Raw genomic sequence first — 22,297 nt, forward strand, 5'->3', positions numbered from 1 at the left:
CCTTGGCTGTGGTGGCGGTCTTCCTTGCGCGGCGCGGCGAACGACGTCAGTCGTTCGCCCTGCGCGCTCGCCGACCGGGGGTGTGACCCGTCTGCCGCTCGACGGTCTCCTGCAGCTCGTGCTCGCGCTCGACCATGCCCGCGCGCACCTCGGCGCCGAAGGAGCCGATGGCGGTGGCCAGCTCGCGCAGGCCCTCGCCCACGTTCGCGCCGATGCCCGCGGGCGTGGCGGCGTGGGCGGCCTGGTTGGCCTTGCGGGTGGCGAGGACGCCCGCGGCGACCCCGACCCCGAGCCAGAACAGCCTGCTCATCGGTTCCCCCTGCGCGTGCGACGCGCGGCGTGCTTGTTCACCCTGGCCTCGGCGGCCTTGCGGCGGGACCGGACGGCCTTGCTCACGCCGTAGGACAGCGCGGCGGCCTTGACCAGGGGCCCGCCGAGGGTGGCGGTGAACAGGGACGTCAGCGCGGACACGTTGCCGGTCACCGCACGCGCGTTGGCGGTGATGCCGTCCACGCGCTCCAACTGGGTGTTGACGTGCGTGATCGTGGCGTTGGCGCCGCTGAAGATCGGGTCGCTGTTCTGGTGCGCCTTGCGGATGGCGATCGTCGCCTCGTCGAGCGTGCGCCCGAGCTTGAAGAGGGCGATCCCCATGAGCAGCACAAGCAGCACGAACGCGCCGGCGGCGACCAGCGCGGCGATCTGCCCTGGCGACACGAATCCTCCATGGGTTGCTGGTGGGGCGCGGTGGGGAGGCTCAAGGCTACCGCGTGTCGCCCGGTCGGACTCTGGTGGATCTCGCCCGCGCGCCGGGGGCGGCGGGGCTCGGCGCACCGAGTGGCCGGAGGACTACGCAGCGGTGATCACGAGAAGTACTCGGATGTCCGATCCCCTGACCTGCGCCGTTGTCGTAGCGTCGGACGGGCAGTGTTTCACGCCAGGTTTCACCGAGGAGGTAGCGCCATGGACGAGAGCACCTACGAGGCCCCGGCGAGCGGTCTGCTGCTCGCGGTCGAGCCGCTGACCGGAGCGGTCGACCGGGGCAAGGCCAACGGCGCGGTCGCGGACAACGACGGCAACGACTGAGTGACCGCTCGGAGCCTGGCCGACCTCGTCGCACCGGACGGGGTCGGCCGCTTCTTCGCGGCGGTGCAGGGGCGGACCCACCTCAGGTTCCCTGGGGAGAGGAGCAGGTTCGCGGACCTGCTGCCCTGGTCCGAGGTCAACCGGGTGCTGCGGCAGCACCGGTTGGAGTTCCCCAGGTTGCGGCTGGCCAAGGACGGCGAGGTGGTGCCCGCGCACGTCTACTCGGAGCTGGTGGACACCCGGCGGGCCGGGCAGGTGCCGAGGGTGCTGCCGGGGAAGTTGGCCGAGCAGGTGCGCGGCGGGGCGACGCTGGTGCTGGACTCGGTGCAGGAGCTGGTGGGCGCGGTCGGCGACCTGGCCGTGGGGCTGGAGCACGAGCTGCGCGAGCGGGTGCAGGTGAACGCCTACGCGGGCTGGGGCGTCACGCACGGGTTCGACGTCCACTGGGACGACCACGACGCGATCGTCGTGCAGGTGTCCGGGCGCAAGCGCTGGCGGATCCACGGGTTCACCAGGGTGGCCCCGATGGTGCGGGACGTCGAGCTGCCGCCCAGGCCCGAGGGCGGGCCGCTGGACGAGTTCGTGCTGGAGGCGGGCGAGGTGCTGTACCTGCCGCGCGGGTGCTGGCACGACGTGTCCGCGGTGGGCGAGGAGTCGCTGCACCTGACCATCGGGGTGAACCGGGCGACCGGGGTGGACCTGGTGGCGTGGCTGGCCGACCAGCTGCGGGCCGACGAGGCGTTCCGGGGCGACCTGCCGAGGTTCGGCACGGCCGCCGAGCAGGCGGGGCACGCGGCGCTGCTGCGGGCCAGGCTGCTGGAGCGGCTGGACGACGGCGTGGTGGCGCGGTTCCTGGCCGACCGGGACGCGCAGGCGCCCGCGGTGGAGCACGTCGGGCTGCCGTGGACGGCGACGTCGGCGCTGCTCCCGGAGGACGACGGGGCCGAGGTGCTGCTGCTCGCGCCGAGGGCGGTGCTCTCGCGCGAGGGCGACGCGGTGGTGCTGGCGGCGGTCGGGAGGCGGCTGGTGTTCGCGGGCGCGGCGGAGCCGGTGCTGGCGGCGCTGCTGGGCGGTCGGGCACGCACGGTGACGTCGTTGGTCGAAGCGGGCGGTCCTGCTCTCGATCGGGTGACTGTGCGCGCCCTGCTCGGGGAACTGGTGGCCCAAGGGCTGCTCTCACCGAAGTGAGTGAGCTAAGTTTAGGCATACCTAACCGGCGAATGGATACAGTCACAGGTATGTCCGAACCCCGTTCCGACGCGCTGCCCGGCTGCGCGGTGGTCACCAGACTGCTCGGCGGCAACCCGGCGGGCACCGCGGCGCGCATGACGTCGTGGCTGCTGATCGAGCAGCCGGGGCCCTGGCAGGCGGACGCGCTGGAACGGGTGCTGGCGCAGGCGTTCCCCCCTGGGCGGCTGGACGCGCTGCGGGCCGGCGGGCTGCGCCCGCTGCTCGTCCGCCGTCCGGGCAGGCACCACCGCTCCCCCGGCGCGAAGCGCGCGGTGTTCGTGGCCAGCGGGCGGCCCGGCTGGCGGTGGCTGGAGCGGATCGAGGTCTCGGACCTGGCTGAGCTGGCCGCGCTGGACCTGGAGGCCGTGGGCGCCGGGGTGCCGGGGCACGGGGTCCCGGTGGAGGGGCCGATGTTCCTGGTGTGCACGCACGGGTCCAAGGACATGTGCTGCGCGGTGCTCGGCAGGCCGCTGGCGGGGGTGCTCGCGCAGAACCACCCGGACCGGGCGTGGGAGGTCAGCCACCTGGGCGGGGACCGGTGGGCCGGGAACCTGCTGGTGGTGCCGGACGGGTTCCTGCACGGGCAGCTCGGGCCGGACGAGGCGGCGCTGGTCGCGAAGGCCGCGCTGACCGGGCAGGTCGCGCCGGAGCACCTGCGGGGGCGCACGTCGGCGACCACGCCGTGGGCGCAGTTCGCGGAGATCGCGCTGCGCAAGGCGATGGGGTACCGGGGGGTGGACTCGGCGCTGGCCGTGGACGAGCGGCCGGTGGCGGGCAGCGACGGGCACGCGCGGGTCGTGACGGTGCTCGGGGTGGAGCGGGAGTACGAGGTCGTGGTGCGGCGCAACGGGGTGGTCGGGTCCGGGGTGAGCCGGTGCTCCGGGCGGATCGAGCCGCCGTCGTTCGTGACCGAGGGCATCCGGCCGCTGGAGCCGGTGGCGCTGCCGGGGTGAGCGCTGGCCTGGTGAGCACTGACCTGGTGAGCGCTGACCTGCTGAGCGCTGACCTGGTGCGCACGGGCGCGCGGGGCCGTACCGCCGTCCCGCCTGGTATCCCCGACCAGGCGGGACGGCGACCGGGCCCGCGACCTCCCGGCACCGGTGCTCCAGCGCTCGGGGCTCGTGGGCGGCCGAACTCGCACTGCCGCTGGTCCGCGATGCCGCCTCGGCGGCGTCACGGGGACGGCAGCTCACCTTTCGGCTAATCCCAGGTTAGGCGAAAACCGCTGATCAGGGGCAGTTCAACGCCGATCGGGGACTGGTCCGGACGGTGGGTTTCGACGTGGTCGCGGTCAGTCGCGGACGCTCCGTCACGGCCGGGCGAGCACGAGGTAGGCGAAGCCGAGGCTGTCCCGGTAGCCGCGCAGCCAGCCGTCGCGGTGCTCGTCCACGAGCTTCCGCACGCCGTCCGCCTCGGGGTGGTCGGGGTTGGCCAGCAGCCACAGCTCGCGGCTCGCGCACCAGCGGGACTCGAAGTCGTCCCACTCGTCCCGCGAGGCCACGCTGACCCGCAGCGGGCGGTAGCCGAGCCCGACGGCCAGGTCGACCAGCTCGGCGAGCGTGCCGTAGCCCTCCTCGCCGAAGATCGACTCGGCGACGTCGTTCGGCGGGTGCTCCCAGAACCCGTCCCCGACCACGACCGCGCCACCGGGCCGGACCCGCCCGCGGAGGGCTTCCAGGGTGGCGCGGATGCCGCCCCAGGCGTGCGCGGCGCCGACGCAGACCGCGACGTCGACGGCCGGGCCCTCCCACGCGGTGGCGTCGCCCACCTCCAGCTCCACCCGTCCGGGGACCCGCTCGGCGACGGCCGCGCGCCCGCGCTCGATCGCCCGCTCGTCGCTGTCCACGCCGACGCCGCGCGCGCCGGGGGTGGCCTCGACGGCGCGCAGCAGCAGCTCGCCCCACCCGCAGCCGTAGTCGGCGATGAGCGGGTCGGGCAGCGGGGGCAGGCTGCCGATGAGGGCGGCGGCGCGCGCGTCGGACAGCGGCGAGTTGAAGTCGAGCAGGGCGTGGCCGTTGACCGGCGCGGGGGAAGTCACCGGGGCACCGTGGCAGAGGGCGGCGGGGGCGGCACCCGAATTACGCTCCGCCCGCCCTCAGTCCTGCCCGCGCACCACCCGGCGCAGCTTGGGCAGCCGGTCGGCCAGCACGCGCTCGCCGCCGCGCCCGGTCGGCTCGTAGTAGTTGCGCCCCACCAGGCCGTCCGGCGGGTACTGCTGGGTGAGCACGCCCTCCGGGACGTCGTGCGGGTAGCGGTAGCCCTGGGCGTTGCCGAGCTTCGCCGCACCCGCGTAGTGCCCGTCGCGCAGGTGCGGCGGGACGGTCCCGATCAGGCCCTTGCGCACGTCCTCCATCGCGGCGCCGATGGCGGTGGTGATCGCGTTGGACTTGGGCGCGGTCGCCAGGTGCACGGTCGCGTGGGCCAGGTGCAGGGCGCACTCGGGCAGGCCGATGAGCTGCACGGCCTGCGCGGCGGCCACGGCGGTCTGCAGGGCGGTCGGGTCGGCCATGCCGACGTCCTCGGTGGCGTGGATGACGAGCCTGCGCGCGATGAACCTGGGGTCCTCGCCCGCCTCGATCATCCTGGCCAGGTAGTGCAGCGCCGCGTCCACGTCCGAGCCCCGGATGGACTTCACGAACGCGCTGGTCACGTCGTAGTGCTGGTCGCCCTGCCGGTCGTAGCGCACGGCGGCCTTGTCGACGGTGGCCTCCAGGGTGGCCAGGTCGAGCGAGCCGGACGCGGCGCCGCCCGCCAGGACCGTGTCGGCGGCGGCCTCCAGCGCGGTGAGCGCGCGCCTGCCGTCGCCGCCCGCGAGCCGGACCAGGTGGTCCTCGGCGTCGGGCTCGACGGTCACCCTGCCGCCCAGCCCGCGCTCGTCGGCGGCGGCGCGGCGGACCAGCTCGCGCACCGACTCGTCGGTCAGCGGGCGGAGCTGGAGCACCAGCGAGCGGGACAGCAGCGGGGACACCACGGAGAAGAACGGGTTCTCCGTGGTCGCGGCCACCAGCAGCACGATCCGGTCCTCGACCGCGCCGAGCAGCGCGTCCTGCTGGGTCTTGGAGAAGCGGTGGACCTCGTCGATGAACAGCACGGTGGCCTCGCCGGAGCGCACCAGCCTGCGCTTGGCCTCCTCGATGACCGCGCGGACCTCCTTGACGCCCGCCGACAGCGCGGACAGGGCGGCGAAGCGCCTGCCGGTGGCCTGCGAGACGAGGGTGGCGAGGGTGGTCTTGCCGGTGCCGGGCGGGCCGTAGAGCAGCACGGACGCGGGCGCGGCGCCCTCGACGAGCCTGCGCAGCGGGGCGCCGGGGCCGAGCAGGTGGTCCTGGCCGACCACCTCGTCCAGGGTGCGCGGGCGCATCCGCGCGGCCAGCGGCGCGTTCGCGGCGATCCGGGCCGCCTTCTCCTCCGGTGCGACGCCGAACAGGCCCTCGTCGAACATCCCGTCGCTCACGGGGTCGACTCTAACTCGCCGGGGTGACGGTCCCCGACCGGTCGGCTGCGCCGCGTGACCTGGGCTACAGGGCCGGGCAAGCGCATTTTTTCACCCGGATGTGCGACACTTGGCCCCCGTGCCGTCACCTGCCGTTCACGCGCGAGTAGTGCTGCTCGCGGGCCCCTCCGGTTCGGGCAAGACCCACCTCGCCGCCCACCTGGGCTGGCCGGTCCTGCGTCTGGACGACTTCTACCGCGAGGGGACCGATCCCCTGCTCCCCCGGCGCTCCGACGGGGTCGCCGACTGGGACTCGCCGCTGTCCTGGGACGTCGAGGCCGCGCTGGGCGCGATCGTGGAGCTGGCCACCACCGGCGCGGTGCAGGCCCCGGTGTACGAGTTCGCCTCGGACTCGCGGGTCGGGACCCAGCGGGTGGCGCTGGACGGGGCGCCCGCGTTCCTGGCCGAGGGGCTGTTCGCGGACCGGCTGGTCGAGCTGTGCCGGGACGCCGGGGTGCTGGGCGACGCGGTGGTGCTGGACCCGAGCGCGCCGCTGACGTTCGTGCGGCGGTTCGCGCGGGACGTGGTCGAGGCCCGCAAGCCGGTCCCGTACCTGGTGCGGCGGGGGCTGCGGCTGCTGCGCGAGCACCCGAGCGTGGTGCGGCGCTGCCGGGACGCCGGGATGCGGCCGACCAAGCCGAAGCGGGCTCGGGAGGAGCTGGCGCTGATCGGGCGGCGGGACGAGCTGGCCGCCGCGTAGGGCCCCTCCCGCGCTTCTCGGGCCGGGGAGCACCCCCTCCGGGGTGCTCTCCGGCTTTTTCGCCCCCCGGTTCCTGCGGTTCACGCCGGTTCCGCCCCCCGCGCGGGCACGTGGGCGGCGTGCGGCGGGCGGGTGGTCCGAGGGGGTCCGGCGCGCCGGAGCGGTTCCGGCCTTTCCCGGCCCCCCGCGAACGCCGTTTCGGTCGACCCGAACCCCCGTTCCGCCCCCGACCGGGCGGAGCGCTCCCCCGGTCCGGCGCACGTCGCCCGGTCCGACCACCCGGACGGCCGTCCCCGAACGGCTGGAGGCGGCCCGACGCGCCCGGCCGGGCGGGCGCGGGCGAACGGATCTTGTCGGCCGGTTCGCCTACTATCTGCCTGCGATGACACTCACCGAACGGCTCCCCGCCGAACCCGACGCAGACACCCTCTTCGACGCCTTCTCCGACTGGGCGTGGGACCAGGGCCTCCAGCTGTACCCGGCGCAGCAGGAGGCCCTGATCGAGATCGTGTCGGGGGCGAACGTCATCCTGAGCACGCCGACCGGCTCCGGGAAGAGCATGGTGGCGCTCGGCGCGCACTTCGCCGCCGTGGCCCAGGGCAGGCGCACCTTCTACACCGCCCCGATCAAGGCGCTGGTGTCGGAGAAGTTCTTCGCGCTGATCGAGGCGTTCGGCGCGGACAAGGTCGGCATGATGACCGGCGACGCGTCGGTCAACGAGACCGCGCCGATCATCTGCTGCACCGCGGAGATCCTGGCCAACATCGCCCTGCGCGACGGCGCGGACGCGGACGTGGGCATCGTCGTGATGGACGAGTTCCACTTCTACTCCGAGCCCGACCGCGGCTGGGCGTGGCAGGTTCCCCTGATCGAACTGCCGAAGGCGCAGTTCGTGCTGATGTCGGCCACGCTCGGTGACGTCACCTTCTTCGAGAAGGACCTGACCAGGCGCACCGGCCGGACCACGGCCGTGGTGCGCTCGGCGGAGCGCCCGGTGCCGCTGAACTTCCAGTACGTGACGACGCCGCTGCACGAGACGATCGAGGAGCTGCTGCACGGCAACGAGGCCCCGGTGTACGTCGTGCACTTCACGCAGGCGTCGGCGCTGGAGCGGGCGCAGTCGCTGATGAGCGTGAACGTGGCCACGCGCGCGGAGAAGGACGCCATCGCCACCACGATCGGGCGATTCCGGTTCACGTCCGGGTTCGGCAAGACGCTGTCGCGGCTGGTCAGGCACGGCATCGGCGTGCACCACGCGGGGATGCTGCCCAAGTACCGGCGGCTGGTCGAGCAGCTGGCGCAGGCCGGGCTGCTCAAGGTCATCTGCGGCACGGACACGCTCGGCGTCGGCATCAACGTGCCGATCCGCACGGTGCTGTTCACGGCGCTGTCGAAGTACGACGGGACGCGCACCCGGCACCTGAAGGCGCGCGAGTTCCACCAGATCGCGGGACGGGCCGGGCGCGCCGGGTACGACACGATGGGCACCGTCGTGGTGCAGGCGCCGGACCACGTGGTGGAGAACGAGAAGGCGCTGGCCAAGGCGGGCGACGACCCGAAGAAGCGGCGCAAGGTCGTGCGCAAGAAGGCGCCCGAGGGCTTCGTGTCGTGGAGCGACCAGACGTTCGAGCGCCTGCGCGACGCCGAGCCGGAGCCGCTCACGTCGAGCTTCCAGGTCAGCCACGCGATGCTGCTCAACGTCATCGGCAGGCCCGGCGACGCGTTCGCGGCGATGCGGCACCTGCTGGAGGACAACCACGAGTCGCGGCCCGCGCAGCGCAAGCACATCCTGCGGGCGATCTCGATGTACCGGGGCCTGCGGACGGCGGGCGTGGTCGAGCAGGACGCCGACGGCATCCGGCTGACCGTGGACCTCCAGGTCAACTTCGCGCTGAACCAGCCGCTGTCCCCGTTCGCGCTGGCCGCGATCGAGCTGCTGGACCCGGCCGCGCCCGGCTACGCGCTGGACGTGCTGTCGGTGATCGAGTCGATCCTGGACGACCCGAGGCAGATCCTCGGCGCGCAGGAGCACAAGGCGCGCGGCGAGGCCATCGGCGCGATGAAGTCCGAGGGCATCGAGTACGACCAGCGCATGGAGCTGCTGGAGGAGGTGACCTGGCCGAAGCCGCTGCAGGAGCTGCTGGAGGCCGCGTTCACCACCTACCGGCGCGGGCACCCGTGGGTCGCGGACCACCACCTGTCGCCGAAGGCGGTGGTGCGGGACATGTTCGAGCGGGCGATGACGTTCGCCGAGTACGTGTCGTACTACCAGCTGGCGCGGTCCGAGGGCCTGGTGCTGAGGTACCTGGCGGACGCGTACAAGGCGCTGCGGCAGACCGTGCCGGAGGACGCGAAGACCGAGGAGCTCAACGACCTGGTGGAGTGGCTGGGCGAGCTGGTGCGCCAGGTCGACTCCAGCCTGCTCGACGAGTGGGAGAAGCTGCGCAACCCCGGCGAGGAGCAGGTCCACGACGACGCCCCGCCCGCCGTGACCCGCAACCTGCGGGCGTTCCGGGTGCTGGTGCGCAACGCGCTGTTCCGGCGGGTGGAGCTGGCGGCGAGGCGGAACTACTACGAGCTGGGCCAGCTCGACGGCGACGCCGGGTGGGGCGCGGACGAGTGGCGCGAGGCGCTGGAGCCGTACTACGAGGAGCACTCGGACATCGGCACGGGCCCGGACGCGCGCGGCCCGCAGCTGCTGCTGATCACCGAGGGCGAGGACCGCTGGGAGGTCCGGCAGGTCTTCGAGGACCCGGCGGGCGACCGGGACTGGGGGTTCACGGCGGAGGTCGACCTGGAGGAGTCGGACGAGGCCGGGAACGCGGTGGTGCGGGTCGTCGAGGTGGGGCGGTTGGAGGCGGTCTAGGGCGTGTCCTGCGGATCTTCACCTCGGGTGGAGGGTGATGCGGGCCAGGATGATCTCGGCGCGGTGGGCAGGCGGCTCGTCTCGCGAACCTGGTGGTCGGGCCGCGGAACCGCTTGAGGCGGTTGAAGCAGCGCTCGACCACGTGTGCGGCTTGTAGAGGCCGGGGTCGAAGGCCGGTGGCCTGCCACCGGCCGAGCCCTGGGTCTTGCGGGCGATCCGGGCGACACGTTCCCGGATGGCGGCCTTGATCCGCCGCCGCCGTAACGCGGTGCGGGCGCCTGGGTGGGCGTGGGCCTTGTCTGTGATCACCCGCCCCACCCGCACCCGCCGCCCGTCGACGGCGAGGACCTCGCCCCGGTCCCGCAGCCGCTCGTGCGCGGTCCTCCACGGCCCGTGCCGCTCGGGCGGGTGCGGCGCGCGCCCGTCCGCCGGTTCTGACACGCCCTCACCGAGCCCCGCTCGCCGCGACCTCACCCCCGCACGAGCCGATTGAACCGTCCAGCCCAGCCGGCGCGTCCGTTCGGCGTTCTCCCCCGCTCCCGGAACCAGCGATGATCTTTCGGGGCCTACGAGCGCGGGATGGGTTGGGACTTGGGGATCGGGTTTGGCGACGACGAGTTCGGGGTGCTCGGGCCGCTGCTCGTGCGGCGGGGCGGGGTGGTCGTCGCCGTCACCGCGCCCAAGCAGCGGATCGTGCTCGCCTCGCTGGTCATGGCCGCCAACCGGGCCGTCTCGTCCGCCGAGCTGGTCCGGGCCGTCTGGGGTGAGCAGGCGCCCGCCCGCGCGGCGCACACGCTCGCCGTCTACGTCATGCGGCTGCGGCGGGCGCTCGGGGAGCCGCAGCTCGTCCACACCACGCCCTCCGGCTACCTGATCAGCCTGCCGCACGGGGCCGTCGACCTGCACCGGTTCGCCGACCACGCCGCCCACGGGGCGCTCGCCGCCTCCGCCAAGGACTTCGGCTCCGCCGTCGAGCACTACCAGCGGGCGCTCGACTGCTGGCGCGGCCCGGCGCTCGCGGATGTGCCGTCCGAGGCGCTGCACGCCGACGAGGTCCCGGCGCTGGTCGAGGAGCGGCTGCGGGTCACGGCCGAGCTCGTCGACGCCCGGCTGCGGCTCGGGCACGGGGCGGAGCTGGTGCCGGACCTGCGTCGGCTCACCGCGCGCCACCCGCTGCGCGAGCGGTTCTGGTCGCAGCTCATGGTGGCGCTCCACCGCGCGGACCGCCAGGCCGACGCGCTCGACGCCTACCGGCAGGCCAGCACCGCCCTCGCCCGCGAGCTCGGCGTGGACCCCAGCGAGTCGCTCAGGGCCGTGCACCACTCGATCCTCACCGGCGACCCGGCGCTCCGGGGGCCGCTGCCCTCCGGGTGGGCGCCGGTGTCGCAGCTGCCCGCGCCGGTCGGGAACTTCGTCGGCCGCGCCGAGGAGCTGGACCGGGTGACGGGCCTGCTCGCCGGTCCCGCCGCCGTCGTCGCCGTGTGCGGGCCGCCGGGGGTCGGGAAGACCGCCTTCGCGGTGACGGTCGGCCACTCGGTGCGTGAGCGCTACCACCACGGGCAGCTGTACGCGGACCTGCGCGGCCACTCCACGTCACCGCCGCTCGGCACCACCACCGTGCTCGGCCGGTTCCTGCGGGCGCTCGGCGCGCGCCCCGACAGCATCCCCGCCGACGAGGCGGACCTGGTGCGCGCCTACCGCGACCGGCTGCGCGGGCGCCGGGTGCTGATCACGCTCGACAACGCCGCCTCCGCCGCCCAGGTCCTGCCGCTGCTGCCCGGCGTCCCCGAGTGCTCGGTGGTGATCACCAGCCGGAACGAGCTCGCCGGGGACGTCGGGGCCTCGGCGGTCCGGCTCGACGTGCTGCGCGACGACGAGGCGTGGAAGCTGCTGACCCGCTCGCTCGCCCCCGAGGCCGCCGACGAGCAGGGCGACGCGCTGCGCGAGCTGGCCCGGCTGTGCGGCCACCTGCCGCTGGCGCTGCGGATCGCGCTCGGCAACCTCGTCGGGGCGCACACCACCGACATCCAGTCCTATGTGGACGACCTGCGCGGCGGGGACCGCCTGTCCGCCTTGGCGGTCCCGGACGACGACAGCGCGGCGGTGCGCCGGGCGTTCGACCTCTCGCACGCCGCGCTGCGGCCGGACGCCGCGAAGTTGTTCCGCCTCACCGGTCTGCTGCCCGGTCCGGACTTCAGCGCGTTCGGCGCCGCCGCCCTGCTGGGCGCGGACGAGGCCACGGCCCGCGCGCTCACCGAGGAGCTGGCCTCCGCGAACCTGGTGCAGCGCGCGGGCGACGGGCGGTTCGCGGTGCACGACCTGCTGCACGAGTACGCGGCCGAACGCGCCCGCGCCGCCGGTGACGACTTGGAGGCCGCGCGCGGCAGGCTGTTCGACTGGTACCTGAGCACCGCCTCCGACGTGGGCGACGTGCTGTTCCCCGAGGTCCGGCCCGCGCGCGGGCGCGGGGACCTGCCGGACGCCCGCGCGGCGCGCGCCTGGTTGGAGGCGGAGCGGCCGAGCCTGCTGGCGGCCACCGAGCGGTGCGCGCGGCTGGGGCCGCTGCCGATGGCCTGGTCGCTGGTCGAGGCGGTCGGCGGGTTCCTCGGCTCGCACGGGCACCACGGCGAGTTCCTGAACGCGGTGCGCGCGGCGGGCGACGCGGCGGAGGCGGCCGGGGACGCCGAGGCCGCGGGCGTGGTCATGGCGCACTTGGTGGCGGCGCACCGGAACCTCGGCGACCTGCGGGCCGCCCGCGACGCCGCCCGCTCGGGGAACCCGGTGGGGCGCGCGGTGTGGCTGCTCGCAGGCATCGCGGGCGTGGTCGCGCTGGACGTGGGCGAGCTGGCCGAGGCCGAGGACCGGTTCCGGGAGGTGGTCGGCGCGTCCGGGGAGTCGACGCACGCGCGGTGCGCCGGGCTGATCGGGCTCGGCGCGGTCCGCCTGGCGCGCGGGGAGCTCGACGCCGCCGAGGCGCTGCTGCGCGAGGGCCACGGGCTGGCGCTGCGGCTGGGCGCGGTGAACCTGGCGGCGTCGGGCGCGGACCTGCGCGGGCGCTGCCGGGGCGCGCGGGGCGACCACCCCGGCGCGGTCGAGCTGCTCCGGGAGGCGCGGGACGGGTGGGCCCGCACCGGGGCCCGGCCGCCGCACGCGGAGACCACCGCGCACCTGGCCGCCGCGCTGTGCCTGGCCGGGGACCACGGCGAGGCGCTGCGGACCGCGCAGCGGGCGCTGGCCCTGGTGCAGGAGCTGGGCGGCAGCCCCCGGATCGAGGCGGACGTGCACAACGCGCTGGGCCTGGTGCAGCGGCACCTGGTGAACCCCGAGGCGGCGGTCGCGGCGCACCTGCGGGCGCTGGAGCTGTCCGGTGGGATCGGCTACCGGCACGGGGTCGTGCAGGCCCACGTGCTGCTGGCGCCCGCGCTGCTGGCCGCCGGGCGGCGCGAGGACGCGGCGCGGCACGCCCGGATCGGCATCGGGCTGGCCGGGGAGACCGGGTACGGCGGGCTGCGCCAGGCCGCCGGGTCGCTGCTGGCCGCGCTGGGCTGAGTCGCGCGGAACCCTTGCCGCACAAGAAAAAGGGGCGACCTCGAGGCCGCCCGGTCAACCGGCCCGATCACCGCGCGGAGGACGGTCGCGCGGTGATCGGGCCGCGCCGGGATGTGGGGTCCCGGCGCACCTCGGTCACAGGGTCCAGGTGGTTCTCCTCGTGCTGGGTGGGCTCCACCGCGCGGGCGCGGCGGAACGGGCGTGGGCCGTGCGGGTGATCGGCGGCTCCGCTCTCGGGCTCGTCGCCGCGAAGGCGGCGCGGGTCCGTGGGGCGACCTGGGGCGGTCGGAGCTTGGTCACCGGTGAGGCGGGGCCTTCGCGCCACCCCACCGGGAGCCGGTTACCGGAGGGTGATCCGGTGGCCGGGGTAGATCAGGTCGGGATTGGTCAGGAACTCGGGGTTCTTCTCGACCAGCGCTCGCCACCCGCCCGCGATCCCGTGCTTGTCCGCGATGGACGACAGGGTCTCGCCGGGCTGGATGGTGTAGTCGCCGTCCGGGTTGTCGGTCGAGCCGGAGGCCACGACGGGCGCGGGGGCGGCTGCCACGGGCGTCGCCGCGGCCTGCGCGCCGCCCGCGGGGGCGGTGGCGGCTGCCGGGGCGGCCCCGGTCGCCTTGCCCCGGCCGCAGTGCGGCCAGGCGCCGATGCCCTGGGAGCGCAGCACGTTCTCCGCCACGCGGATCTGCTCCTCCCGCGATGCCTGGTGCGGCATCCCGCTACCGCCGTTGGCGGCCCACGTGCCGGGGTTGAACTGGAGCCCCCCGTAGTAGCCGTTGCCGGTGTTGATCGACCAGTTGCCCCCGCTCTCACAGCGCGCGATGGCGTCCCAATCCGCACCCTGGGCCGACGCGGCGGTGGCCGTGACCAGCGCCAGAGCGCCGGAGATGAGCCCCATGACCGCGCAGGCGACCAGCCTGGTGAGGACGCGTGAGCGCCGCTTGTCCCGGAGACCGTCCATTTGATCCACCTCGAACCGCCGCACCGCGGAGCACGTCGAGCATTCCCCTGCCCTGCCGGTCCACGCTCTCGTTCGGCTGCGTCCGGACCGGGAGTTCGGAGGGCAGGGGCGCCGGTGCCCGAGCTTCCCGGTGGTGCGATCACGTGACCTGGGCCACGTGATCACTGGCTGGACCGTAAGGACAGGCGAGGGCGATCCGCGCGACGAGCAACCCGAAGCGGTGACCGCGCGTGACGCGCCGGGGTGGTTGGCGGGTGGTGCGGGTTTAGCCGATCGAGACCACTCCCCCGCGCCGTTGACCCCCGTGCGGGCCCGGCGGCACGATCGGTTCCCCGTCACCGGCGCGACACGGGGAGGTGAACCCACTGGCCGAGGATCAGCGAACAGGGGTGATGTCGTCACGGCCAGCGACCATCGGGGAGCTGCTGGAGGCGCTGGGCGCGCTGGCGGGCGAGGCGGACCGGCTCGCCGAGTCGGCGCACCTGCTGCGGTGCGCGGCGGCGCGGTTGGCCGGGGCGGCGACGGCGGGGTCGGTGGGGACGGCGGCGCGGCGCGCCGAGGAGGCGCACCTGGAGCTCCAGGTGGCGCTGCGCGACGTGCGGGACGCGCTGCGACCATTGCCCTGGACGCCCTCCAAGTACGAGGATGGCCGCCCGATGGTCTAATCGCCGACGCCGCCGAGAACACCGCATTGGATGTCCATGACCTCAGGTCTGCCCTGTCCTCTGTGCGAGGGGCCCGAACGCCGGGGGGCGCTCGGGCGACCGCTGCGGGTGCTCGCCGTCGACGACGAGCCGCCCGCCCTGGAGGACCTCGTCTACCTGCTGCGGTCCGACCCGAGGGTCGGGCACGTGGAGGCGGTCGGGGACGCGACCAAGGCGCTGCGCACGCTGCACCGGGCCATGGACGCGGGGCAGCCGGTCGACGCGGTGTTCCTGGACATCCGGATGCCCGGCCTGGACGGCCTGGACCTGGCGCGGGTGCTGTCCCGGTTCGCGCAGCCGCCGCCGATCGTGTTCGTGACCGCGCACCAGGAGCCCGCGGTGGAGGCGTTCGAGCTGAAGGCGCTCGACTACCTGCTGAAACCGGTGCGGCAGGAGCGGTTGGCCGAGTCGGTGCACCGGATCGTGCACGAGGTGCTGGAGAGCAGGCCGGTCGAGCAGCCCGCGCCGCAGGCCGCGCCGGTCGAGCGGGCGCCGGACGTGGGCGACGAGGTCATCCCGGTGGAGCTGGGCGGGATCACCCGGTTCATCCGGCTCGCGGAGATCCGCTACGTGGAGGCGCACGGCGACTACGCGCGGCTGCACACGGCGACCGGCAGCGGGCTGGTGCGGGCGGCGCTGAACGGGCTCGAGGAGCGCTGGCGCAGCGCCGGGTTCGTGCGCATCCACCGCAGCCACCTGGTGTCGCTGGGGCACATCGACGAGCTGCGGCTGGAGGACGGGCACCTGAGCGTGAACATCGGCGGGGCGGTGCTGCCGGTGAGCAGGCGGCACGCCCGGCACCTGCGGCAGCTCCTGGTGCGGCGCAACCGGCAGCCGTCGTGAGCCGGGGGTCCGGGGAGCCGGGCCCTGGCGGTTCGGGGGGCGCCGGTTCGGGGGGCTGCGGATCGGGGGGCGCAGGCGGGAGCGGCGTCGGCCGGTTCCGGGGCGGCCGGGCGGTCCCGGTCGGCCGCGAGCACGGTCCGGCGCCCGCGCCCACCCAGCGCGTCGTGGTGACCAGCCCCCGCACCCGCGCCCCGCGCGCGCCCCGCCCCTACCCGGCGTCCCGCGAGATCGACGAGCAGAGCGAGCTGGGCGCGGTCTACATGCGGTCGCTGATCCGCTCGCAGCGCAGGCTCGGCTTCACGCTGTGCGCGGTGGTGTGCGGGGCGGTCTCCGCGCTGCCGCTGCTGTTCGCGCTCGTCCCCGGCGTCGCCGAGCAGCGGCTGCTCGGGTTGCCGCTGCCGTGGTTGCTGCTGGGCGTACTGGTGTTCCCGGTGCTGGTGGGCGCGGGCTGGTTCTACGTGCGGCAGGCCGAGCGCGGCGAGGCCGAGTTCGCCGAGCTGGTGGAGCGTTCGTGAGCAGCACGTACGGCCTGGTCGCCGTGCTGCTGGTGGTGCTGGGCACGATGCTGGTCGGCGGGTACGGGCTGCGGGTGTCGCGGACGACGTCGGACTTCTTCGTGGCCTCCCGGACCGTGTCGCCGTGGTGGAACGCCTCGGCGATCGGCGGCGAGTACCTGTCGGCGGCGTCGTTCGTGGGCATCGCGGGGCTGGTGTTCGCGCACGGGCCGGACATGCTGTGGTTCCCGGTCGGCTACGCGGCGGGCTACCTGGTGCTGCTGGCGCTGGTCGCGGCCCCGCTGCGGCGCAGCGGCGCGTACACGCTGCCGGACTTCGCGGAGGCCCGGTTCGGCTCGCCGGTGGTGCGGGCGGTGGCGTCCGGGCTGGCGCTGGGCATCGGGTGGCTGTACCTGCTGCCGCAGTTCCAGGGCGCGGGGCTGACCCTGCACACGGTCATCGGCACGCCGAGCTGGGTGGGCGCGGCGCTGGTGGCGGTGGTGGTGACGGCGAACGTGCTGTCCGGCGGGATGCGCAGCGTGACGTTCGTGCAGGCGTTCCAGTACTGGCTCAAGCTGACCGCGATCGCGGTGCCCGCGGTGTTCCTGGTGCTGGCGTGGCAGGCGCAGGGCGCGCGGGGCGTGCCTGCGGAGGACTTCCCGGTGTTCCCGCGCGAGACGTCGGTGTCGTTCGAGCGGACGACGGTGGTCGACGTGCGGGAGCCGGTCGGGTTCAGCGGCGCGGGCGAGGTCGACGGCGAGCGGGTGGACGGGCTGGTGCTGCTGGAGGGCGGCGAGCACACCATCGCCGCCGGGTCGCGGCTGGTGTTCCCGCAGGGGGCGGCGGTGCCGCACCTGAAGTCGATCCCGCAGACCACCGGGCAGGGCTGGTCGCTGCCCAGCAGCGGCGTGGAGCGGTTCGGGCTGTACTCGGTGTACTCGCTGATCATCGCGACGTTCCTGGGCACGATGGGGCTGCCGCACGTGATCGTGCGCTTCTACACCAACCCGAACGGTCGGGCGGCGCGGCGCACCACGCTGATCGTGCTGGGGCTGCTGGGCGTGTTCTACCTGATGCCGCCGCTGTACGGGGCGCTCGGGCGGTTGTACACGCCGGAGCTGCTGATGACCGGGGACACCGACGCGGTGGTGCTGGTGCTGCCGAGCCGGGTCGTCGGCGGGCTCGGCGGGCAGCTGCTGGGGGCGCTCGTGGCGGGCGGGGCGGTGGCGGCGTTCCTGTCGACCTCGTCGGGGCTGATCGTGTCGCTGGCCGGGGTGCTGAGCCGGGACGTGCTGCGGTTGCGCGGGGTGCGCGGGTTCCGGCTGGCGACGCTGGTGGCGGTGACCGCGCCGCTGCTGGTGACGCCGCTGCTGGGGCGGGTGCCGGTGGCGGACGTGGTGGGGCTGGCGTTCGCGGTGGCGGCGTCGTCGCTGTGCCCGCTGCTGGTGCTGGGGATCTGGAGCACGCGGATCACGACGGTCGGGGCGGTCGCCGGGATGCTCGCGGGCGGGGTCCCGGCGCTGGCGGCCGGGATGGTGACGATCGCGGCGGGGCCGAGCGAGGCCTGGTACCACGCGCTCCTGGCGCGCCCGGCGGCGTGGACGGCGCCGCTGGGGTTCGTGGTCATGTACGCGGTGTCGCTGGCGACGCCGAAGCGGGTGCCACCGGGGGTGAACCACGTGATGGTGCGGTTGCACGCGCCGGAGAACCTGGGACTGCGCAGTCAGGACCGGTTGTGACGGCGCTGGGGACGGCGGGCGCGGTGCTGCTCGCCGGGGTCGCGGTGGTGGTGACGCTGTGGTGGACGTCCAAGCGGCGCAACGACTTCGTGACGCAGGAGCAGCGGATCACGTTCGAGACGCTGCACACGGCGTGGTCGGCGGCCCCGCCGCTGCGGGCCGGGCTGGTGCCGGACGCGGCGCGGAAGTCGGCGCGGCACCTGAGGACGCTGCTCGGGACACCGGCGCTGGCGCTGACCGACGAGGAGCAGGTGGTCGCCTGGGAGGGCGCCGGGGAGCACCACTCGGCGGAGGCGCTGGGGTTGGCGCGGGAGGTGTTCGCGACCGGGCGGACGCGGGCGTTCGACGTGTCGTGCGCGGAGGCGGACTGCCCCGTGCACACGGCGGTGCTGGCGCCGTTGACGGTGGAGGGGCGGGTCGTCGGGGTGCTGGCGGCGTACAGCCGGGAGGCGTCGGCGGGGTTGGTGCGGGCGACCAACGAGGTGGCGCGGTGGGCGTCGGGGCAGCTGGAGCTGGCGGAGCTGGACCGGTCGCGGACGCGGTTGGTGGAGGCGGAGGTGCGGGCGCTGCGGGCGCAGATCTCGCCGCACTTCATCTACAACTCGCTGTCGGCGATCGCGTCGTACGTGCGGACGAACCCCGAGCGGGCGCGGACGTTGCTGCTGGACTTCGCGGACTTCACGCGGTACTCGTTCCGGCGGGCGGGGGACTTCACGACGCTGTCGGAGGAGCTGAGGTCGATCGACCAGTACCTGGCGCTGGAGCGGGCGCGGTTCGGCGAGCGGTTGCAGGTGACGCTGCAGATCGCCCCGGAGGTCCTGCCGGTGACGGTGCCGTTCCTGTGCTTGCAGCCGCTGGTGGAGAACGCGGTGCGGCACGGGATGGAGGGGAAGGTCGGGCCGGGGCTGATCTCGATCACGGCGGAGGACGCGGGGGACGAGGCGCGGATCACCGTGGAGGACGACGGGATCGGGATGGACCCGGAGGCGCTGCGGCGGACGTTGGCGGGGAAGGTGGGGGCGACGGCGGGGATCGGGTTGGGGAACATCGACGAGCGGTTGCGGCGGTGCTACGGGGACGACTACGGGTTGGTCGTGGAGACCGCGCAGGGGTTGGGGACGAAGGTGAGCGTGCGGGTGCCGAAGTACCGGGCTGGGGTGCACGCGGACTAGGGCGCGTTGGGCGGTTGTGCGGCTATCTCTACATATCTAGAGTTGAGTCGTGGGCAGGAAACCACGGGCGACCAACGCGACTCTGGACGTGCTGGAGGCGCTGCTGGAACCCGATCAAGAGCTGTACGGGCTGAAGATCGCGAAGATGATCGACCGGCCGACCGGCAGCGTGTTCCCGATCCTGGCCCGCCTGGAGGACCTGGGCTGGGTCGTGAGCGAGTGGGAGCAGGCTGACCCGGTCAGCCGGGGCCCACGCCGCCGCTTCTACCGGCTGAGCCCGGAAGGCTTGGCGGAGGCGAGGGCGATGCTGGACGGACGTCGCACGCGGCGCTCGCCCCTTTCGTCCGACCACCCCCTCGCGCCCCGACCTGGAGAGTGCCTGTGAGCGGCGGAGCGCTCCCCTGGTTAGCGGCGGCCGTGCTGCTGCCGTTGGTGGTCAACGAGTTCAAGGACTGGTGGCCGTGGTTGGCGGTCCGGGTGGTGCGGTGGTCCGCGCGCCGCCTGGGTGATCCGCAGGCGTGCGCGCGGTACGAGGAGGAGTGGGTCGCCAACCTCGAAGAGGTGCCGGGGAAGTTGTCCCCCCTCGTGGCCGCGTTCGGGTATCTCGCCGTCGTGCCGCGCATGAGGCGCACCCTCCGAGAGGGACCGGTTCCCCTCAACGTCTGCCCGGACCAGATGCCGGAGAACCCCAGCGGGTTCGTCGGCCGCCTCGACGAGTTGGCGCGCTTGGACGAGCACCTGTTCCAGCACGCCGTCAAAAAACCGTCGAAGCGCGAAATCCCGGCGTTGCTGGTCACCGGCGGCGTCGGGACGGGAAAGACGGCTCTCGCTCTCCGGTGGGCGCACCTGAACCTGCACCGGTTCCCGGACGGGAACCTGTACGCAGACCTCGGCGCACAAGACATCACCGAACCGGCGAGCGCCTTCACCACCCTGGGTCGCTTCCTCAGCTCACTGGGCATCCGTCCGGCGCACATCCCCGGCACGCTCGAAGAACGCGTGGCGATCTACCGGGCGCTGGTGGCGAGACGCCGTCTCCTCGCGGTGCTGGACGACGTGCGCTCCGCAGACCAAGTTCGCCCGTTGCTCCTCGAAAGCTCTCGATCGTTCGTCATCGCCATCAGCAGGAGGCAGCTCACCGACTTCACGGAACTCGGCGACACCCACCGCCTTCAAGTCACCCCCTTCGACCGTGACGACGCCGTCGAACTCCTGCGGCGGATCGTCGGAACGGTGCGCGTCAACGAGGAGTTGGACGCGGCACGGGAGTTGGCCCGACTGTGCAGTTATCTACCACTGGCATTGCGCATCGCGGGCGAACGCGGGGCAGTTCGGCGGGGAACAACGCTCCCCCAGCTGAACGCCGAACTGACCGCCCCATTGGACCTGCCGGAACGATTGGGATCAGTGCTCGACTGGGTCTACCGCAGCCTCCCGACGGCTGCCGCCCGCTTGTTCCGGCTTCTGGGCACGTTGCCGGATGAGCAGTTGACGGTCGATGACGCTGTCCTGCTCATGGCCTGCGCGGAAGTCGAGGCGCGGCGCCTCCTGAACGTCCTGGCCAAAGCGGGACTGCTCGAACCGATCGGACGCGACGCGCTTCACATCCACCCGTTGTTGCGTGCTTACGCCCAGAACGTACTGAACGAGGAAGAGCCCGACCACCGCCTCCGCCGCCCACCGAAATAAGCACGACCTCAGGTCAGCCCACCAGCAGCACCCCCGCCAGCGCCACGACCACCGCCGTGCCGCCGTGCATCCCGTACGCCAGCGCGCGGTTCCCCCTGTGCCGCAGGATGGTCAGCATGTCGCCGAGCGGGGTGAGGGTGGCGGCGAGGAGCACGTAACCGGCCAGGTCCGCGTGGCCGAGGGCGAGCGGGATCAGGATCACCAGGCCGGAGACCACGTCCCGCACGCCCTTCAGGTTCAGCCAGCCGGTCTCCCCCGGTTCCCGCGGCCAGGTGGGCAGGCCGAACGTGCTCGCGATCCGCTGCGGCGCCAGCAGGTACAGGCCGCCGATCACGATGATGGACAGGGCGGCGGCGACGGCCAGGGTCGTGGCGACGAGGGGCACAACGTTTTCCTAGCGTTGCTAGATTTTCGATCGACGCTAGCACTAGCGATGATCGGATGGCTAGCAGCGCTAGAATCACCCCCGTGACAGCACAGCAGCGCAAGGAGCGGGAACGGGTCGAGCGGCGGCGGGCGATCGTCGGGGCGGCGCGCGCGCTGGCCGAGGCCGAGGGGTGGGAGGCGGTCACCACGCGGCGGCTCGCCGAGCTGATCGAGTACAGCCAACCCGTGCTGTACAGCCACTTCTCCGGCAAGGACGCGATCATCGCGGCGGTCGCCGTCGAGGGGTTCGCGGAGCTCGCCGAGCGGCTGGCCGGTGCGGACGGGCTCGCGGGGCTGGCAGCGGCCTACACCGGGTTCGCGCAGGACAACCCGGCTTGCTACGACGCGATGTTCACCCTCTCCGCGCCGCTCGCGTTCGACGCGCCGGACACCCCGCAGCCGCTGCGCGACGCGTTCACCGCGCTGCGGGACGTCCTGGCGCCCCTGCGCCCCCAGGACGACCCGGACGTGTTCACCGAGGTCGTCTGGGGCGCGCTGCACGGGCAGGTGCTGCTGGCCAGGGGCGGTCGGTTGCCCGAGGCGCGGCGGGACGCGCGGTTGGCCGCGCTGGTGGAGCTGGCCGGGGCGCGGCCGTAGCACCCCCGAACCTTCGGGAACGCCCGCGCCCCACCGCCTTCCGGGTGATCGCCGCCGACAGCCGGTCCACCCGCCGGCTACCGCCGGGGACTCACCCGGCCGCCCGAGTCCCCCTCCGCTCCGCCGCCTCCACGATCATCCGCAGCCAGTCCGCGTCCTCGAACCGCCCCTCCTCCGCGATCCGCCGCAGCCTGATCCACAACCCGGTGTCGGTCCACTCCTGGAACCGCCGGTGCACCGTCGGCACGGTCACCCCGAACGTCGCGGGAAGGTGCCGCCAGGCGCACCCGCTCGTCAGCACGAACGCGATCGCCGTGAACACCGCCCGGTCCGACACGCGCCCGCGACCACCGCCCTGCCGCCGCACCTTCGCGGGCGGGATCAGCGGTTCCACCGCCGTCCACAGCGCGGGCGGGACTATCCGGGACGCCAACCGCTCCACCACGTCCGCCTGCGCGGGCCGCGCGGGCGGCTCCTGCGGTCGCCTGCTCCACTGCTGCCCCTCGCCGCTGCGCTGGCGGGCGCGCAGCAGCGCCGCGAGGGCCGCGTCCTCCGCCGGGCGGCGCGGGGCCACGGCCGGGTGGGCGTGCTGGCGCGCGTGGCGGACGATCTCCGCGCCCACCGTTCGGCCGAACGGTTGCGGCGCGGTGGCGGAGCTGGGGATCTGCTCGCTCATCAGGCTCCTCCGAGAACGCGATCGTGACGACCATCACGCTAGGAAGTCGGTCGGTCGGCTATAACCGCCCGCGCGCCG

Annotated in this window: 21 protein-coding genes and 1 pseudogene; 14 read left to right on the forward strand and 8 right to left on the reverse strand. The window is 74.1% G+C overall.

Annotation, left to right across the window (positions count from 1 at the left end):
- Window positions 1-46 precede the first annotated feature (46 nt).
- Both CNX65_RS26210 and CNX65_RS26215 read right to left on the reverse strand, forming a co-directional pair.
- Window positions 47-310 (reverse strand): hypothetical protein, encoded by a 264-nt coding sequence (locus CNX65_RS26210; protein ID WP_015803972.1) that lies wholly within the window; start codon window positions 308-310, stop codon window positions 47-49.
- Window positions 307-714, reverse strand: coding sequence for a DUF948 domain-containing protein (locus CNX65_RS26215; protein ID WP_015803973.1), 408 nt, complete (start codon window positions 712-714; stop codon window positions 307-309). Before CNX65_RS26215 ends, CNX65_RS26210 begins: the two co-directional genes overlap by 4 nt.
- Window positions 715-960: 246 nt before the next feature.
- Between CNX65_RS26215 and CNX65_RS38015 the strand changes: the two genes are divergently transcribed.
- From CNX65_RS38015 to CNX65_RS26225, 3 genes are read left to right on the forward strand one after another with little or no spacing between them, the layout of a single operon-like run.
- On the forward strand, window positions 961-1,083 hold the full coding sequence (locus CNX65_RS38015) for a hypothetical protein (protein WP_015803974.1): 123 nt from the start codon (window positions 961-963) through the stop codon (window positions 1,081-1,083).
- Window positions 1,084-2,271 (forward strand): cupin domain-containing protein, encoded by a 1,188-nt coding sequence (locus tag CNX65_RS26220; protein WP_096496137.1) that lies wholly within the window; start codon window positions 1,084-1,086, stop codon window positions 2,269-2,271.
- 50 nt (window positions 2,272-2,321) lie between these two features.
- Complete coding sequence (locus CNX65_RS26225) at window positions 2,322-3,266, forward strand: sucrase ferredoxin (protein WP_096496138.1); 945 nt, start codon at window positions 2,322-2,324, stop codon at window positions 3,264-3,266.
- 356 nt (window positions 3,267-3,622) lie between these two features.
- Here CNX65_RS26225 and CNX65_RS26230 read toward each other — a convergent pair whose 3' ends face one another.
- Window positions 3,623-4,351 carry an SAM-dependent methyltransferase gene (locus CNX65_RS26230; protein ID WP_096496139.1) on the reverse strand — a complete coding sequence of 243 codons (729 nt, stop codon included), beginning with the start codon at window positions 4,349-4,351 and terminating at the stop codon, window positions 3,623-3,625.
- A gap of 57 nt (window positions 4,352-4,408) precedes the next feature.
- Window positions 4,409-5,755, reverse strand: coding sequence for a replication-associated recombination protein A (locus CNX65_RS26235; RefSeq protein WP_096498013.1), 1,347 nt, complete (start codon window positions 5,753-5,755; stop codon window positions 4,409-4,411).
- A 130-nt stretch (window positions 5,756-5,885) separates the two neighbouring features.
- Here CNX65_RS26235 and CNX65_RS26240 point away from each other — a divergent pair, with 130 nt between their 5' ends.
- Together CNX65_RS26240 and CNX65_RS26245 are read left to right on the forward strand one after the other, a co-directional pair.
- Window positions 5,886-6,506, forward strand: coding sequence for a uridine kinase family protein (locus CNX65_RS26240; protein ID WP_232520017.1), 621 nt, complete (start codon window positions 5,886-5,888; stop codon window positions 6,504-6,506).
- Between the two features lie 382 nt (window positions 6,507-6,888).
- Window positions 6,889-9,372 carry a DEAD/DEAH box helicase gene (locus tag CNX65_RS26245; protein WP_096496141.1) on the forward strand — a complete coding sequence of 828 codons (2,484 nt, stop codon included), beginning with the start codon at window positions 6,889-6,891 and terminating at the stop codon, window positions 9,370-9,372.
- Window positions 9,373-9,390: 18 nt separating this feature from the next.
- Here the strand turns inward: CNX65_RS26245 and CNX65_RS35765 are convergent, their stop codons facing one another.
- A complete protein-coding gene (locus CNX65_RS35765; protein WP_157767864.1) occupies window positions 9,391-9,813 on the reverse strand; it encodes a hypothetical protein in 423 nt (140 codons plus the stop codon).
- Between the two features lie 150 nt (window positions 9,814-9,963).
- On the opposite strand from CNX65_RS35765, the gene CNX65_RS26250 reads away from it, so the two are divergent.
- On the forward strand, window positions 9,964-12,921 hold the full coding sequence (locus CNX65_RS26250) for an AfsR/SARP family transcriptional regulator (RefSeq protein WP_232520018.1): 2,958 nt from the start codon (window positions 9,964-9,966) through the stop codon (window positions 12,919-12,921).
- Between the two features lie 340 nt (window positions 12,922-13,261).
- On the opposite strand, the gene CNX65_RS38020 is transcribed toward CNX65_RS26250, so the two are convergent.
- The gene (locus CNX65_RS38020) at window positions 13,262-13,879 is read right to left on the reverse strand and encodes a LysM peptidoglycan-binding domain-containing protein (protein ID WP_096496143.1); all 618 of its coding nucleotides are present in this window, start codon (window positions 13,877-13,879) and stop codon (window positions 13,262-13,264) included.
- A 392-nt stretch (window positions 13,880-14,271) separates the two neighbouring features.
- Between CNX65_RS38020 and CNX65_RS26260 the strand changes: the two genes are divergently transcribed.
- The 7 genes from CNX65_RS26260 (at window position 14,272) to CNX65_RS26290 (ending at window position 20,520) form a co-directional block, all read left to right on the forward strand.
- Entirely contained in the window at window positions 14,272-14,544 is a 273-nt protein-coding gene (locus CNX65_RS26260) for a hypothetical protein (RefSeq protein WP_157767865.1), read from the forward strand.
- A 36-nt stretch (window positions 14,545-14,580) separates the two neighbouring features.
- The gene (locus CNX65_RS26265) at window positions 14,581-15,426 is read left to right on the forward strand and encodes a LytR/AlgR family response regulator transcription factor (protein ID WP_015803984.1); all 846 of its coding nucleotides are present in this window, start codon (window positions 14,581-14,583) and stop codon (window positions 15,424-15,426) included.
- Between the two features lie 164 nt (window positions 15,427-15,590).
- Window positions 15,591-15,941 carry a DUF485 domain-containing protein gene (locus CNX65_RS26270; protein WP_096498014.1) on the forward strand — a complete coding sequence of 117 codons (351 nt, stop codon included), beginning with the start codon at window positions 15,591-15,593 and terminating at the stop codon, window positions 15,939-15,941.
- Window positions 15,938-17,659 carry a sodium/solute symporter gene (locus tag CNX65_RS26275; protein WP_096496145.1) on the forward strand — a complete coding sequence of 574 codons (1,722 nt, stop codon included), beginning with the start codon at window positions 15,938-15,940 and terminating at the stop codon, window positions 17,657-17,659. Before CNX65_RS26270 ends, CNX65_RS26275 begins: the two co-directional genes overlap by 4 nt.
- Entirely contained in the window at window positions 17,656-18,831 is a 1,176-nt protein-coding gene (locus tag CNX65_RS26280) for a histidine kinase (RefSeq protein ID WP_096496146.1), read from the forward strand. The genes CNX65_RS26275 and CNX65_RS26280 overlap by 4 nt, the downstream gene beginning before the upstream one ends.
- A 49-nt stretch (window positions 18,832-18,880) precedes the next feature.
- On the forward strand, window positions 18,881-19,216 hold the full coding sequence (locus CNX65_RS26285) for a PadR family transcriptional regulator (RefSeq protein WP_096496147.1): 336 nt from the start codon (window positions 18,881-18,883) through the stop codon (window positions 19,214-19,216).
- Window positions 19,217-19,248: 32 nt separating this feature from the next.
- On the forward strand, window positions 19,249-20,520 hold the full coding sequence (locus CNX65_RS26290) for an NB-ARC domain-containing protein (RefSeq protein WP_157767866.1): 1,272 nt from the start codon (window positions 19,249-19,251) through the stop codon (window positions 20,518-20,520).
- 13 nt (window positions 20,521-20,533) lie between these two features.
- On the opposite strand, the gene CNX65_RS26295 is transcribed toward CNX65_RS26290, so the two are convergent.
- Complete coding sequence (locus CNX65_RS26295; RefSeq protein ID WP_096496149.1) at window positions 20,534-20,905, reverse strand: DUF4267 domain-containing protein; 372 nt, start codon at window positions 20,903-20,905, stop codon at window positions 20,534-20,536.
- An 83-nt stretch (window positions 20,906-20,988) separates the two neighbouring features.
- On the opposite strand from CNX65_RS26295, the gene CNX65_RS26300 reads away from it, so the two are divergent.
- A complete protein-coding gene (locus tag CNX65_RS26300; protein ID WP_096496150.1) occupies window positions 20,989-21,543 on the forward strand; it encodes a TetR/AcrR family transcriptional regulator in 555 nt (184 codons plus the stop codon).
- A 181-nt stretch (window positions 21,544-21,724) separates the two neighbouring features.
- Here CNX65_RS26300 and CNX65_RS26305 read toward each other — a convergent pair.
- Window positions 21,725-21,988: pseudogene (locus tag CNX65_RS26305) on the reverse strand (transposase); the annotation flags it as partial.
- Window positions 21,989-22,297: the final 309 nt, after the last annotated feature.

Origin of the sequence: Actinosynnema pretiosum (genome assembly GCF_002354875.1) — a bacterium.
GTDB classification, from domain to species: domain Bacteria; phylum Actinomycetota; class Actinomycetes; order Mycobacteriales; family Pseudonocardiaceae; genus Actinosynnema; species Actinosynnema auranticum.